At 69.9% G+C, this 14186-nt stretch carries 8 protein-coding genes; 4 read left to right on the top strand and 4 right to left on the bottom strand.

The genetic code is table 11. The features are described 5' to 3' along the window. Positions 1 to 152 precede the first annotated feature (152 nt). Genes D7V77_RS15785 through D7V77_RS15775 form a run of 3 tightly spaced genes read right to left on the bottom strand, consistent with a single transcriptional unit; the run spans position 153 to position 5538 of the window. Positions 153 to 1376 carry a hypothetical protein gene (locus tag D7V77_RS15785; protein ID WP_120577119.1) on the bottom strand — a complete coding sequence of 408 codons (1224 nt, stop codon included), beginning with the start codon at positions 1374 to 1376 and terminating at the stop codon, positions 153 to 155. Continuing rightward, positions 1373 to 3928 carry a TonB-dependent receptor gene (locus D7V77_RS15780; RefSeq protein ID WP_199733789.1) on the bottom strand — a complete coding sequence of 852 codons (2556 nt, stop codon included), beginning with the start codon at positions 3926 to 3928 and terminating at the stop codon, positions 1373 to 1375. The genes D7V77_RS15785 and D7V77_RS15780 overlap by 4 nt, the downstream gene beginning before the upstream one ends. Next, positions 3925 to 5538, bottom strand: coding sequence for a serine/threonine-protein kinase (locus D7V77_RS15775; RefSeq protein WP_120577118.1), 1614 nt, complete (start codon positions 5536 to 5538; stop codon positions 3925 to 3927). Before D7V77_RS15775 ends, D7V77_RS15780 begins: the two co-directional genes overlap by 4 nt. A gap of 290 nt (positions 5539 to 5828) precedes the next feature. Between D7V77_RS15775 and D7V77_RS15770 the strand changes: the two genes are divergently transcribed. Both D7V77_RS15770 and D7V77_RS15765 read left to right on the top strand, forming a co-directional pair. Then, on the top strand, positions 5829 to 6698 hold the full coding sequence (locus D7V77_RS15770; RefSeq protein ID WP_120577117.1) for a cobalamin-binding protein: 870 nt from the start codon (positions 5829 to 5831) through the stop codon (positions 6696 to 6698). Positions 6699 to 6740: 42 nt separating this feature from the next. Then, on the top strand, positions 6741 to 8675 hold the full coding sequence (locus tag D7V77_RS15765) for a BamA/TamA family outer membrane protein (protein ID WP_120577116.1): 1935 nt from the start codon (positions 6741 to 6743) through the stop codon (positions 8673 to 8675). A 4-nt stretch (positions 8676 to 8679) separates the two neighbouring features. On the opposite strand, the gene D7V77_RS15760 is transcribed toward D7V77_RS15765, so the two are convergent. Continuing rightward, a complete protein-coding gene (locus tag D7V77_RS15760) occupies positions 8680 to 9459 on the bottom strand; it encodes a UPF0489 family protein (protein WP_120577115.1) in 780 nt (259 codons plus the stop codon). Positions 9460 to 9547: 88 nt separating this feature from the next. Here D7V77_RS15760 and D7V77_RS15755 point away from each other — a divergent pair, with 88 nt between their 5' ends. Together D7V77_RS15755 and D7V77_RS15750 are read left to right on the top strand one after the other, a co-directional pair. Next, positions 9548 to 11728, top strand: coding sequence for a S9 family peptidase (locus tag D7V77_RS15755; RefSeq protein WP_120577114.1), 2181 nt, complete (start codon positions 9548 to 9550; stop codon positions 11726 to 11728). A 177-nt stretch (positions 11729 to 11905) separates the two neighbouring features. Then, entirely contained in the window at positions 11906 to 14131 is a 2226-nt protein-coding gene (locus D7V77_RS15750; RefSeq protein WP_120577113.1) for a S9 family peptidase, read from the top strand. The last annotated feature ends 55 nt before the right edge of the window (positions 14132 to 14186 follow it).

Raw genomic sequence — 14186 nt, 5'->3', positions numbered from 1 at the left:
GTTTCGGGGGTGGGGAGAGGGCCGACCTTCATCGGAATCAAAACCTCGGGGAGGAAACGCCTCCAGCGGCTCCGCCCATGGTCGCGGAAGGGCCCTGCGAAGTCAAAGCAACCAGGGCACCGCGCCGCGATTTCAGGAGGGCGAAAACGACCTCAGCGGACCTCCAACACGAAGGCCTGGGACTGCACGCCCGGCAGCCCCACGGCCTCCGCGAGCGCTGGGTCCAACTCGTTGGGCAGCCGCCACGTCTGACCCGTGGACTGCAGCAGGGTGACGCTGTAGCGACCCGGGGGCACGGCCGCGAGCGGCGCGGGCGCGGCGGGGTCGCGCGCGTCCAGAGCGAGTGCGCGGATGGCCACCACCAGCTGCGGAACGAAGACGGGCTGCGGGCGGGGCTTCCCTTGTTCGTCGAGCAGCGCGGCGAGCAGGGGATCGGGCGACAGGCCCGCCGCCAGCACCGTCACGTCCGGCTTGCCGTCCTTGCCGCCGCTCACGCGCGCGTAGTCCACGCCCTCCTCGTCCACCACGCCGTCGCGGTTGAGGTCGTTCTCATCCACGTAGCCCGTCACGCCTTCCGCCAGCTTGCGGACGATGACGCGCGGCCAGAAGTCCGGCACGCCGTCGCCGTTGGCGTCGTCCGGGACGCCGTCCTTGTTGGCGTCAATCAGCTGCACCCAGAAGCCAGGAGGCCGCTGATCCACCGCGCCGGTGAGGATCTGCGGCGTGAGCGTCAGCGTCTTCATGGGCGTGGTCGCGGTGTTGAACTCGCGCGGGTCCGCGGTCTGGAACGCCGGCCGGTCGAAGGGGACGGTGGCCGAGTCCGCGAAGGACACGGAGACGCCGCTGAGCGGCTGGGGCCAGCCGTCCGCGTCCGTCGTCACTTCCAGGACGCGCGTGGCGCTGGTGATGGGGTCCACCGCGCCGCCGCCCACGTCGCCCGCGTTGGGCTCGGAGGTGACGCCGTACCAGGGGTTGAAGTCGGACACGTGGCAGGGCTGCGGGATGTTCCGGCAGGTGTCCGCGTCGATGAAGCCGCGCAGGAGGTAGCGGCCCGGCTCCACCAGGCTCAGTGAGAACGGCGCGGTGAACGGGCCCGTGGAGCTGTCACCCATGGCCGCGCCGAACAGCTCCGCGGCGGTGATGACGGTGAAGGCCAGCGGCCGGCCGGAGCCCGCGGGCGGCGGCGGGTTGGCCGCGTCGTAGATGAACACGATGGCGTTGCCGCGCGCGCGCGACTGCACCACCAGGCTGCCCTCGATGCGGGCCGAGCGCGTGTGCTGGCGGCCGTCCGCGGTGGGCACCACGTCCGGGGCATCACAGCCGCCGGACAGCAGCGACGCGAGCGTGAACGCGAGGAAGGGAAGGGCGCGCTTCATGGGGTCACCGTGAGGTTGGCGAACACGCGCCGCTCGATGCGGTTGCCGAAGGGGTGCTCCGCGTGGCTGCCACCGAGCTGGCTGCCTTGCAGCGCCACGGAGACGAAGTCCTTCACCACGGTGTAGCCCACGCGGGCGTTGACGACGGTGTACGCGGGGAGGTTGTTGGCGATGAGGTCCACGCGCGTCGGGTCGGACGCGGAGGGCTCGCGCTCCACCCAGGTGGTGGAGGTCGTGAACGCCGCTTCGATGCCGAACTCCAGGTCCGTGCGCGTGCGGTAGGTGACGCCGCCGAAGAGGCGGAAGGCCGGCGTCTGGCTGCACGTGCCGCACTGGCCTTCGTCCGGCAGGTCGGAGCTGACGTGCTGGTACGCGGCGCTCGCCTTCACGCCCAGGCCGTCGATGGGGGACACGTTGATGCCCGCCTCGACGCCGCGCGCGGTGTAGATGGCGGCCTCGTTGGTGAACATGGAGCGGCCCAGCAGGTAGTTGCCGGTGCCGCTGTCGTAGGACTCGCCGGCGGGCAGGGGCTGCACGGGCGACAGGGCGATGAGGTCCTTCACCGTGTTCTGGTACAGGGCCACGTCCCAGTCCAGACCCAGGCGCGGGGACTCACCGCGCCAGCCCAGCTCCAGCGCGTTGAGGCGCTCGGGGCGCAGCGTCCGGTTGCCGGTGGTCAGCAGGCTCACGCCGTTGACGCCCGGCACGGGCACGGGCAGCCGGGTGTAGCTCTCCAGGAACGTGGGCTCGCGGAAGGCGGTGGCCACGGACGCGCGGAAGGCGTGCCCTTCAATGGGCTGGAACACCGCGGACAGGCGCGGCGACTGCGCGATGCCCGGGTTGCCCTTGTCGAGCAGCGGGTGGCGGTCCACGCGGTAGCTGACGATGAGGCGCAACGGCTGCACGATGCGCCACTCGTCCTGGACGAAGGCCGCCGCGTGGAACTCCTCGCGCAGGTCGTCCAGGTACTGGAAGGCCACGCGCTTCAAGCGGCCCTCCACGCCGATGTTCACCTGGTGCTCACCGGCCAGCTCGAAGCCGCGCGCGTACAGCGCTTCACCGTTGAAGACGTTGGACGCGACGCTGGTGCTCAGCGAGCGCTGGCCAATGGCCTCGTACTGCGGGCCCGCGTCGCCGGACAGGTGGTTCCAGAACGCCTTGAGCTTCACGGCGCCCAGCTCCACGTCGGCCTTGGCGTACGCGCCCAGGCCGTCGATGTAGTAGTTGCGCAGCAGGCCCAGCGGATAGATTTCCGTCAGGTAGCGGTGCACGCCGCCGGAGAGGCCAATCGCCCGGCCCTCCTCGAAAGAGTAGACGGTGGACAGGTTGGCGCGAGCCCCGCGCTGCCCCAGGTCCGGATCCGCGGGCCCTTGCAGGGCGAAGTCCGGACGGCCGCTCTCGTAATCGCGGCTCCACTTATCCTGCTGCTGGTAGGCGGCGGACGCGCGGTAGCGCAGGCTGCCGTTCTGGCCGTGGCTGACGAACGAGCCCTGCACGGTGTTGCCGCCGCCCGCCATGGCGCTGAAGCGCGCGCGCCGGCCGGTGCCGGGGGCCTGGGTAATGATGTTGATGACGCCCAGCATCGCGTTGGCGCCGTACAGCGCGCTGCCCGGACCGCGGATGACCTCGATGCGGTCGATCTCCTCCAGGCCGATGGGCAACCCCGCCCACACCGTGAGGCCGAGGAAGTCCTGGTACTCGGTGCGGCCGTCCACCAGCACCAGCACCTTGTTGGCCAGTCGCTGGTTGAAGCCGCGCAGGCTGACGTTGGCGCTGCCCACGCCCATGGCCATCACGTCCGCGCCGGGCACGCGGCGCAAGAGCTCCGGCAGCGTGGTGGCGCCCGACAGACGGATGTCCTCCGCGGTGATGACGGTGGTGGCGTTGGGCGCCTCCAGCGAGGACTGGGCGCGGCGGCTCGCCGTCACCACGCGCTCTTCGTACGGCACCAGGCCCTGGTCACCAGAGGTGTCGCCGGACTCGGCGCTGGAACTGGAGCTGGCGGTGGGGCCGGGCGTGGCCGAGGGCTGCTGCGAGCCCTGGGGCTGGGCGGTGAGCGACTCCGCGCGGTTGACGGCCTTCTCCAGCCGCTCCATGAGCGTGGCCAGCTGCTGCTGGGCCTGGATGCTCGTGGGGGGCGGCGGCGGCATGGGCAGGCCGGTGGCGCCCGTCGTGCCGGTCTCGGTGCCGGGGGTGGACGCCTCCGCCTGGGCCGCCTTCTGCGTGGACTCCAGGCGTGTGACCTGGGCCTGCACGTTGGCGGTGTCCGGCGGATTGGAGGCGAGGTAGCGCTTGTAGGCATCCAGCGCTTCGTCCAGCCGGCCCGCGTCCTGGTACGCCCGGGCGATGTTGTAGAGGACGCTGGGGTGCGGCTTGATGTTGTAGGCCTCTTCCAATTCGGCGATGCCCTCATCGAACTGCTTCTGTTCGATGAGGTTCATGCCATTGCGGAAGTGGCGGCGCGCTTCAAGTCGCGCGTCCGCCAGGGCCTCGGTCGCGCAAAGACACAGCGCGAGGAGCGCTCCACGTCGGAAGGCTGTCGGGGGATTCACTGGTACGGATCGTCCTTGTACGAGGAACCCGGAGCCTTGGGGGAAGGCTTCGGTCCCTGCTTCTTGATGCGCGGAAGCTTGATGGAGACGTTGACGGTGGTGCCCGGCTCGCCTGCGTACTTCTTGCTGACGGTCTGGTAGCCGTCCATCGCGAACGACACCTCCACGGACGCGAGGCCCGGGCCGTCAGGGGTGTGGGTGATGACCATCGGCGTCGTGCCACGCACCTGGCCGTCGAGCATGATCTCCGCGCCCTGGGGGTCGCTGTCCAGGTCGAAGCGCACGGTCCGGGGGGCGGCTGGCGGCGGCGTGACGGAGGTCTCCGCGACGGCCGTGGGCTCGCGAGCAGGGGGCGGCTGCGCGACGGGCGTGCGCGCCACGGGGGCGGACTCGACCGGATCCACCGGGGGCTTCTGGGCGCCGCGCAGCACGAAGATGCCCGCCACGCCCAGCCCCACGATCAGGGACGCGCCGAAGAGGGCGATGCCCAGACCCTTCCTGGACTTCTTCTCCGCAAGGCCACCGGCCTCGTCCACGGAGATGTCCAACGCCATGGTGTTGGGCGCGGGCGTGGGGCCGGAGCCCAGCGCCTGGTGGGGGCCGGTGTGGATGCCGCTGTGCGGACCGCTGTGGGGGCCGGAGCCCACCGCGTTGAGGCCGGTGCGCGTGGCGAAGACGCCGCTGACGCCGGACGCGGACGCGGCGGAGCGCATGCCCTGGAGCACGGCGTCCATGGACGCGTAGCGGTCCACGGGGCGCTTGGCCAGGCACTTCATCACCAGCGCCTCCACCTCGGCGGGCACGTTGTGGTCCGGCCACACGGTGTAGAAGGGAGGCGGCGGGTCGTTGATGTGCTTGACGATGACGTCGATGCTCTGCGCCGCCTGGAAGGGCGGCCGGCCCATCAGCACCTGGTAGAGCACCACGCCCAGGCTGTACACGTCGCTGCGCGGATCCGCGATGTTGCGCGCCTGCTCCGGCGCCATGTACTGCGGCGAGCCCAGGATGACGCCCGCCTGCGTGAGGGTGGTGTCCTCCTTCATGGAGGCGTCCCCCGAGAAGGACTTCACCAGGCCGAAGTCCAGGACCTTCACCACGTCGTGGTCGGCCTCCTGGTTGAGGACCATCACGTTGGCGGGCTTGAGGTCGCGGTGGATGAGACCGACCTTGTGCGCCTCGCGCAGCGAGCGGGCCACCTGCTGACCGATGGCGAGCGTGCGCTCCCACGGCAGCGGCCCTTCCTGGGTGAGCAGCTGCGACAGCGTCAGCCCCTCCAGGTACTCCATGGCGATGTAATAGATGCCGTCTTCCGTCTTGCCGTAGTCGATGACGGTGACGGTGTTCGGATGGCGCAGCTTCGCGGTGACGCTGGCCTCCAGGAAGAAGCGCTTCTGGAAGCCGGGGTCCTTGCCCTCGCCGCTGTACTGCGGGTTGAGGACCTTGAGCGCCACCAGGCGGTCCAACGGGGCCTGCATGGCCTTGTAGACGCGGCCCATGCCTCCGGCGCCAAGCGTCTCCAGGATGCGGAAGCGCTCGTTGAGGATCCGCCCGAGCAGGGGATCCGGCACGTCGGCGGGCGCGCCCTGGCGGCGGGCGTCGCTTTCGATCATGTGTTCCCCCAAGGCGAAGAGAAGGACCGCATACGTCGTTTCAGACCCGGCGGATGCTAGCACCGCCTTTGAAAACCGCCCAAGAGACGTGCCGCTATCATCGCCGCGCCCCGGCGCCGAGTTTCCGGCCCGCGAGGCACGCTCGCACTCCCGCACCTCCCGTGCGCATCGCGTCCCCCGGTGGGGGTTGGAAAACGAGGAAATCAGCGTCCGTTGCCGCACAGTTCGTGGCAGCTGGTGCGTCGCGTCATCCCCGGTGACAGGGGCTCGGGCGGGTTAGGGTTTCCCGCATGAATGCCAGGCTGTCCTCGCTGTTGTCGTCGGCGCCGCGGTATCCGCGGCGGGTGGTGTGCCTGACGGAGGAGACGACGGAGGTGCTCTACCGCATTGGCGCGGGGGACCTGGTCGTCGGCGTGTCGGGGTTCACGGTGCGGCCTCCGGAGGCGCGCAAGAAGCCGAAGGTCAGCTCGTTCCTGGACGCGAACTTCGAGCGGATATTGGAGCTGAAGCCGGACCTGGTGCTGGGGTTCAGCGACCTGCAGGCGGACATCGGCCGGGAGCTGTGCAAGCGCGGGGTGCCCGTGTACCTGTTCAATCAGCGCTCGCTCGCGGAGATATTGCAGGCGGTGCGGCTCACGGGGGCGCTGGTGGGACGGGCGGAACCCGCGGAGGCGCTGGCGGTGGAGCTGGAGAAGAACCTGGAGCGTCACTCGGACGCGGCGCAGTCCCTGCCGAAGCGGCCGCGCATCTTCTTCGAGGAGTGGCACGAGCCGCTCATCTCCGGCATCCGCTGGTGTTCGGAGCTGGTGGAGGTGGTGGGTGGGGTGGACGTCTGTCAGGAGTCGCGCGCGTCGCAGGGGGCGAAGGGCCGCATCTTCGACCCGGAGGAGGTGGCGAAGCGCGACCCGGAGGGCGTCATCGCCAGCTGGTGCGGGCGCAAGGCGAAGCGGGAGAAGATCGCCTCCCGGCCGGGTTGGGCCAGCGTGCGGGCGGTGGTGGAGGACCAGCTCTACGAAGTGAGGAGCTCGTACATCCTCCAGCCGGGGCCGGCGGCGCTGTCGGACGGGGTGGATCAGCTGGCCCGCATCGTGGCGGCCATCGCGAAGGGGGAGAAGCTGCCCATGGCCCGGCCGGGAGACCTGCGCACCGCGCTGGGGTGAGTGGAGGCTGGCGGCAGGCGCGGCGCATGACAGGATGCGCGCGTGCCGCTCTCACTGCCCGTCCTGCTGGTCACCGTGCTCGTCGCGACGGGCACGTCGTCGGGGCAGACTCCTCCGAAGGAGGTTTCCGGCAAGCCACAGGACGTCGTGCCGCCAGATGCGCCGGTGCGCTCGCCGGACGTCGATCCGTCGGGCGTGTCGAACACGGACGTCGCGCCGCCGCCCCGCTCGGAAGAGGTGCCGGTGGGGCCGGCGGGCCCGCAGCCGCCCGTGGTCACCACGGACGCGGAGCGCACGAAGAACTACGAGGAGGCGCTCATCGCCTGGGGTCTGGGCGAGGTCGAGCGCCAGGTGGAGCCCGCGCCCCAGGGCAAGGTGCTGGAGGAGGTGCTCGTCACGGCGGAAGAGGTGGTCGCGCCGATGGATCCGTATCCATCGCTGCTCAACATCTTCCACGTCCGCACCCGCGATGAAGTCGTCCGCCAGGAGGTGCTGATTACGCCAGGGCAGCCGTACTCGGAGGCGCTCGTCGCGGAGTCGGTGCGCAACCTGCGCAAGCTGGGCCTGTTCTCCGTGGTGCGCGCGGTGCCGGTGAAGGGGAGTGCTCCGGACAAGGTCGCGCTGCTGCTGGTGACCAAGGACCTGTGGTCGCTGCGGCTCAACAACGAGTTCTCCGCAGTGGGCTCGCTGCTGCTCTACCTGCGCTTGCAGGGCACGGAGCAGAACTTCCTGGGGCGCGGCAAGAAGGTGGCGCTGGACTTCATCATGCGCCTGGACACGTTCAGCTTCGGCCAGAGCTACACGGACCGGCGTGTGCTCGGCAGCCGCTGGTCGCTGACGGAGTCCGCCGCGGTGCTCATCAACCGCGACACGGGGCGCGCGGAGGGTTCGCGCGGGAGCCTGGTCGTCAGCCGGCCGCTGTATTCGCTGGCCACGCCGTGGAGCCTGAGCACGTCCGTGGCGTGGAACATGGAGACCGCGCGGCAGTTCCGGGGCGCGGACATCTGGCAGCTCCCGTTCCCGGACGGCGAACCCGTGCCGTACATCTACAACGCGCGCGAGGTGGCCGCGGGCGCCACGTACACGCGCTCCTACGGCCAGCGCTACAAGTGGAACGTGGGCATGGGCGCGGGGGCCTATCACTACGCCTACGCCGCGCCGGTGGCGTCGCAGCTCACCGACGCGCAGACGGACTGGTTCCGCCGCAACTACCTGCCGCGCGCGGAGGACGCGGGGTACGCGAACTTCTCCCTCAGCGCCTTCGAGGCCCGCTACGACGTGCTTCGCAACGTGGACTCGTACGCGTTGTCGGAGGACTTCCAGTTGGGGCACTCGGTGCTGGCCACGCTGCGCTACGCGCCACCGGTGTTCCCGTCCGCCGCGCACTTCGCGGAAGGGGGACTGTCCCTGCGCTACCGCGTGCACTGGGGTGACGCGCTCACCACCGCGTCCGCGGCTGCGTCCATCCGGCAGCAGATCAGCGCCAGTCAGCCGGGCGTGAAGGAGGGCTGGACGAACCGCCGGTGGGCCGCGGAGCTGGTGCAGGTGTCGCCGCGCGTGCTCGGGGGGCGCTTCGTGGCGCGAGGCCTGCTGGACGTGAACATCGACGACCTGTCCGAGCGCGTGAGCCTGCTGGGCGGCAGCAACGGCCTGCGCGGCGCGGGTGTGGATGCGTACTCCGGCAGGCGGCTCTTGCTGGTGAATCTGGAGTACCGCACCGCGCCGCTCGTCGTGCGCACGGTGCACGTGGGCGGCGTGTTCTTCCTCGACTCGGGCAGCGCGTTCAACGAGCGGCCGGAGATGGTGACCACCGTCGGCGTGGGCCTGCGGGTGCTGTTCCCCCAGTTCAACGTGTTCCCGTTCCGCATCGACTTCGGCTACGTGCTCAACGGCGACCGTCCTCCCGTGGGCAGCCGCCTGTCGCTCAGCAGCGGGCAGGTGACGGACTACCGGCCCAACTTCCTCGACTCGCCCTGAGCCCTCAGGGAGGCTCGACGCGCAGCAGCTCGCGGAAGAGGACCTCCGCCACGTCGCGGAACAGCTCGCCGGACGCGAGCAGCCCGCCGCAGTGGTGGGGCTCGCGCGCGAGCGTCAGCGCCACCGCCTTGCCCAGCACCGCGTCCCAGAAGGGCTCCGAGTCGAGCGGCAGGAGGAACTCGCGGATGATGGCCTTCGGCCACGGCAGCACGGTGGTGGGGTCCGCGTCGCTCAAGCTGGTGAAGCAGTCCAGGTCCACGTCCAGCAGCACGGTGGACGCGGCCTCCAGCACGTCCCGCACCGCGTCCGTGGGGCCGGGGCGCAGGTATGCCTCCGCCGCTCGGTCCACGGTCGTCACCGACACGATGCGGTGCGAGCGTCCGCGCGCGTCCACGTAGGTGTCCCCGGCGAACGAGCCCCGGGGCCGGGTGCGCGCGATGATCAACGCGTCGCCCACGAGGTTCGCCTCCATCGCCGCGAGGATGTGGTCGTAGTTGCGCACGTCCAGCTTCCACCGCGCGTGTTCATCCAGCGCGCGCAGGCCGGCGGAGCGGTCCGGCATGTCCGCGGGGCGCTCTGGCACCACGATGTCCAGGTGCCGGTCCAGCGTGACGAGCAGGGCAGGGGGGCCCTCATCGCCCAGGGCACACGCCCACGCGGGCAGCGCGAGCCGATGCGGGTCGAACACATAGGCGTCCGTCGGACCGCGGCCTCCGCCCAGGCCCAGCCGCACCACCCCCGCGAGGCGCAGGTGGCGCAGGGCGTCGTCATTTTTCGAATTCATGCGGGACGAAATCCCCTCCAGGCTCCGGCGTTCAGAGGATGTCCATCCTGCCGCGAAAGGAGCCCCGTCCCTCGGGGTTCAATCACGCATGCGTCCATTCGTCACCGTCGCGCTGCTCCTCCTGGGGATGCCCGTCCTGGCCCAGGATCCGTCGTCCTTCCTGCGCCAATACGCTGAAACAGGGCGCTTCATGAACGGGAGGCCCGTGAATGCGCGCATCACCCCGGACGAGAAGTCCGTCCTCTTCCTGCGCACGTCCCCCACGTCCAACGTGCGGATGCTCTACGCGTTCGACGTGGCCAGCGGGCAGACGCGGGAACTGCTCACCCCCGAAGCCCTGCTCAAGGGCGCGGAGGAGACGCTGTCTCCCGAGGAGAAGGCGCGCCGCGAGCGCATGCGCGTGAGCGCCCGGGGTTTCACCTCTTACAGCCTCTCCGAGGACGGCACCCAGCTGCTGGTGCCCCTCTCCGGCCGGCTCTACGTGGTGGACCGCGCGACGGGGAAGCCCACGGAGCTGAAGACGGGCCCCGGTGTCATCGACCCGCGCCTGTCCCCGGACGGCAGGCAGGTGGCGTACGTGCGTGAGCACGACGTGTACCGGGTGGACCTGGCCACCAACCAGGAGAAGCGCGTCACGCAGGGCGGCACGGAGCAGAAGACGCACGGCCTGGCGGAGTTCGTGGCGCAGGAGGAGATGGGCCGCTTCTCCGGCTACTGGTGGAGCCCGGACGCGAAGTTCATTGCCTACGCGGAGTCCGACACCTCTGACGTGGAGAAGCTCACCGTCGTGGACGTGATGCACCCGGAGCAGCCCGGTGCCTCCTTCCCCTATCCACGCGCGGGCAAGGCGAACGCGAAGGTGCGCCTGGGCGTCACGCCCGTCACCGGCGGCAAGACGGTGTGGGCGCAGTGGGACGCGCGGAAGTATCCCTACCTGGCCACGGTGAAGTGGGACAAGGGCGGGCCGCTCACCCTCGTCGTGCAGAACCGCCTCCAGACGGAGGAGCAGGTGCTGGCGGTGGACCCCGTCACGGGCAGGACGCGCGTGCTCCTCACGGAGCGGGATTCGGCGTGGATCGACCTGCACCAGGAGTTCCCGCTGTGGATGGAGGATGGCTCGGGCTTCCTCTGGTACACCGACCGCAACGGCGCTTCGGAGGTGGAGCTGCGCAAGGCCAACGGTGAGCTGGCCCACTCCGTGGTGAAGCCGGGCGCCGGCTTCCGGAGCCTCACCCACTTCGTGCAGGCGGACCGGACGCTCTTCTTCACCGGCGACCCGAACCCCACGCAGAGTCACCTGTGGCGCGTGAAGTCCGGCGGCGCTCCGGAGCGGGTGGCCACGGGCACCCCCGGCCCCGCAGTGGAGTATGGGCTCGTCTCCAAGAGCGGTGGCCTGACCGTCCTCAACACCCAGGGCCCCAGGAGCATGCCGCGCATGGTGGTGCTCAAGGGCGACGGCACGAAGCCTGGCGAGCTGCCCTCCATCGCCCAGGAGCCTCCCTTCACGCCGAACTTCGAGGTGCGCCAGGTGGGCTCACGGAAGTTCTGGACCTCGCTGGTGAAGCCGCGCGACTTCAAGCTTGGCCAGAAGCTGCCCGTCATCGTGGACATCTACGGCGGCGCCATCGTCACCGTGGTGCACCAGTCCATGGCCCTGCACCTGATGGACCAGTGGATGGCGGATCAGGGCTTCCTCGTGGTGCGGGTGGACGGCCGCGGCACCCCGCTGCGCACCGCGGAATGGAATCGCGCGGTGAAGCACGACTTCGCCACCGTCACCCTGGATGATCAGATTGAAGCCGTGCAGGCCCTGGCGAAGGAGGTGCCGGAGATGGACCTGGGCCGCGTGGGCATCACCGGCTGGAGCTTCGGCGGCTACATGGCGGCGCTGGCCGTGATGAAGCGCCCGGACTTCTTCAAGGCCGGCGTCGCGGGCGCGCCGGTGACGGACTGGCGCGACTACGACACGCACGCGACCGAACGCTACCTGGGCCTTCCGGAAGAAAGCCCCCAGGCCTATGAGGTCAGCAGCCTGCTGACGTACGCGAAGAAGGAAGGGCCCATCGGCGCGCTGCTGGTGATTCACGGCACCGCGGACGACAACGTGTACTTCTTCCACGCGCTGAAGCTGTCGGACGCGCTGTTTCGTGCGGGCAAGCCGCACCAGCTGCTGCCCCTGTCCGGCCTCACGCACATGATGGCGGACCCGCTCGTCACGGAGCGCCAGTACGAACGGGTCATCACCCACTTCCAGCAGAACCTGAAGTAGCGGAAGGCCCCGCCCGGCACCTGTCCGAAAGGTCCAGGTGCCGCGGGGCGTCGTCCGCTTCCGGTGGGAATCCTCGCGGGGGCCGGACGTTGGGAGGGCCACGCGGCGGCCGGAGTGTAGGCTTGCCCGCACCTTCCCGCGAAAGGAGCCCCGCCCCGCGCGGGGATTCAGCTACGCATGCGTCAGGTCCTTACCGCCGCCGCGCTTCTCCTCATGAGCAGCGCTCCCTCCATCGCCCAGGAGCGCAAACCCTCCGCCATGGCCCCTTCGCAAAAGCAGCCGGACACCTTCCTGCGCCAGTACGCCGAGACGCGCCGCTTCCAGAGCGGCCGCCCGGTGGGTACGCGCATCACCCCGGACGAGAAGTCCGTCCTCTTCCTGCGCACGTCCCCCACCTCCAACGTGCAGATGCTCTACGCGTTCGACGTGGCCGGCGGCCAGGCGCGTGAGCTGCTCACGCCGGAGGCCCTGCTCAAGGGCACCGAGGAGACGCTGACCCCCGAGGAGAAGGCCCGCCGCGAGCGCATGCGCGTCAGCGCCCGGGGCTTCACCTCCTACAGCCTCTCAGAGGACGGCACCCAGCTGCTGGTGCCCCTCTCCGGCCGGCTCTACGTGGTGGACCGCGCGACGGGGAAGTCCACGGAGCTGAAGACGGGCCCCGGCGTCATCGACCCGCGACTGTCGCCGGACGGCAAGCAGGTGGCGTACGTCCGTGAGCACGACGTGTACCGGGTGGACATCGCGGCCAATCAAGAGAAGCGCGTCACGCAGGGCGGCACCGCGCAGAAGACGCACGGCCTGGCGGAGTTCGTGGCGCAGGAGGAGATGAGCCGCTTCTCCGGCTACTGGTGGAGCCCGGACGCGAAGTCCATCGCGTACACGGAGTCCGACACGGCCGACGTGGAGAAGCTCACCATCGTGGACGTGATGCACCCGGAGAAGGGCGGGGAGATCTTCCCGTACCCGCGTCCCGGCAAGGCGAACGCGAAGGTGCGCCTGGGCGTCACCCCCGTCACCGGCGGCAAGACGGTGTGGGCGCAGTGGGATGCGCAGAAGTACCCGTACCTGGCCACGGTGAAGTGGGACAAGGGTGGGCCGCTCACGATTGTCGTGCAGAACCGCCTCCAGACGGAGGAGCAGGTGCTGGCGGTGGACCCCGCCACGGGCAAGACGCGCGTCCTCCTCACGGAGAAGGACAACGCCTGGGTGGAGCTGGCCCAGGACTTCCCGCTGTGGCTGGAGGATGGCTCGGGCTTCCTCTGGTACACCGAGCGCAACGGCGGCCCGGAGGTGGAGCTGCGCAAGGCGACGGGTGAGCTGGACCGCTCCGTGGTGAAGCCGGACGCGGGCTTCCGCAACCTGTCCCGCTTCGTCCAGGCGGACAAGACGCTCTTCTTCACTGGCGGCCCCAACCCCACCGAAAGCCACCTGTGGCGCGTGAAGTCCGGCGGCGCCCCGGAGCAGGTGGCCACGGGCACCACCGGCCCGGCCGTGGAGAACGGGCTCGTCTCCAAGAACGGCGGCCTGGTCGTCCTCAACACTCAAGGGCCCAAGGCCATGCCGCGCACCGTGGTGCTCAAGGGCGACGGCACGAAGCTGGGCGAGCTGCCGGAGGTGGCGCAGGAGCCTTCCTTCACGCCGAACTTCGAAATCCGCCAGGTGGGCCCGAAGAAGTTCTGGACCTCGCTGGTGAAGCCGCGCGACTTCAAGCCCGGCCAGAAGCTGCCCGTCATCGTGGAGGTCTACGCGGGGCCCACCGTCACCGTGGTGCACCAGTCCATGGCCGCGCACCTGCTCAGCCAGTGGTTCGCGGACCACGGCTTCCTGGTGGTGAAGGTGGACGGCCGCGGTACGCCGCTGCGCACCTCCGAGTGGAACCGCGCGGTGAAGAACGACTTCGCCACCATCACCCTGGATGATCAGATTGAGGCGGTGCAGGCGCTGGCGAAGGAAGTGCCGGAGATGGACCTGAGCCGCGTGGGCATCACCGGCTGGAGCTTCGGCGGCTACATGGCGGCGCTGGCCGCGCTGAAGCGCCCGGACTTCTTCAAGGCCGCGGTGTCCGGCGCCCCGGTGGTGGACTGGCGCGACTACGACACGCACTACACCGAGCGCTACCTGGGCCTGCCGGAACAGACGCCCCAGGCCTACGAGGTCAGCAGCCTGCTGACGTACGCGAAGAAGGACAGCCCCATTGGCGCGCTGCTGCTCATCCACGGCACCGCGGATGACAACGTGTACTTCTTCCACACGCTGAAGCTGTCGGACGCGCTCTTCCGCGCGGGCAAGCCGCACCAGCTGCTACCCCTGTCCGGCCTCACGCACATGGTGCCGGATCCGCTCATCACCGAGCGCCAGTACGAGCGCGTCATCTCCCACTTCGAGCAGAACCTGAAGAAGTAGGCCTGAGCGCGGCGCAATGCCCTGAAAAGGCAGAGGCCCGGTTCCCTCAAGGGAC

The sequence above is a fragment of the Corallococcus sp. CA041A genome (genome assembly GCF_003612075.1).
GTDB classification, from domain to species: domain Bacteria; phylum Myxococcota; class Myxococcia; order Myxococcales; family Myxococcaceae; genus Corallococcus; species Corallococcus exiguus.
This window is presented reverse-complemented; position numbering and strand designations above follow the sequence as displayed.

Coding starts and splice junctions, on each gene's coding strand:
- D7V77_RS15785 (WP_120577119.1), bottom strand. CDS start 1,376: ATGAAGCGCGCCCTTCCCTTCCTCGCGTTCACGCTCGCGTCGCTGCTG.
- D7V77_RS15775 (WP_120577118.1), bottom strand. CDS start 5,538: ATGATCGAAAGCGACGCCCGCCGCCAGGGCGCGCCCGCCGACGTGCCG.
- D7V77_RS15770 (WP_120577117.1), top strand. CDS start 5,829: ATGAATGCCAGGCTGTCCTCGCTGTTGTCGTCGGCGCCGCGGTATCCG.
- D7V77_RS15760 (WP_120577115.1), bottom strand. CDS start 9,459: ATGAATTCGAAAAATGACGACGCCCTGCGCCACCTGCGCCTCGCGGGG.
- D7V77_RS15755 (WP_120577114.1), top strand. CDS start 9,548: ATGCGTCCATTCGTCACCGTCGCGCTGCTCCTCCTGGGGATGCCCGTC.
- D7V77_RS15750 (WP_120577113.1), top strand. CDS start 11,906: ATGCGTCAGGTCCTTACCGCCGCCGCGCTTCTCCTCATGAGCAGCGCT.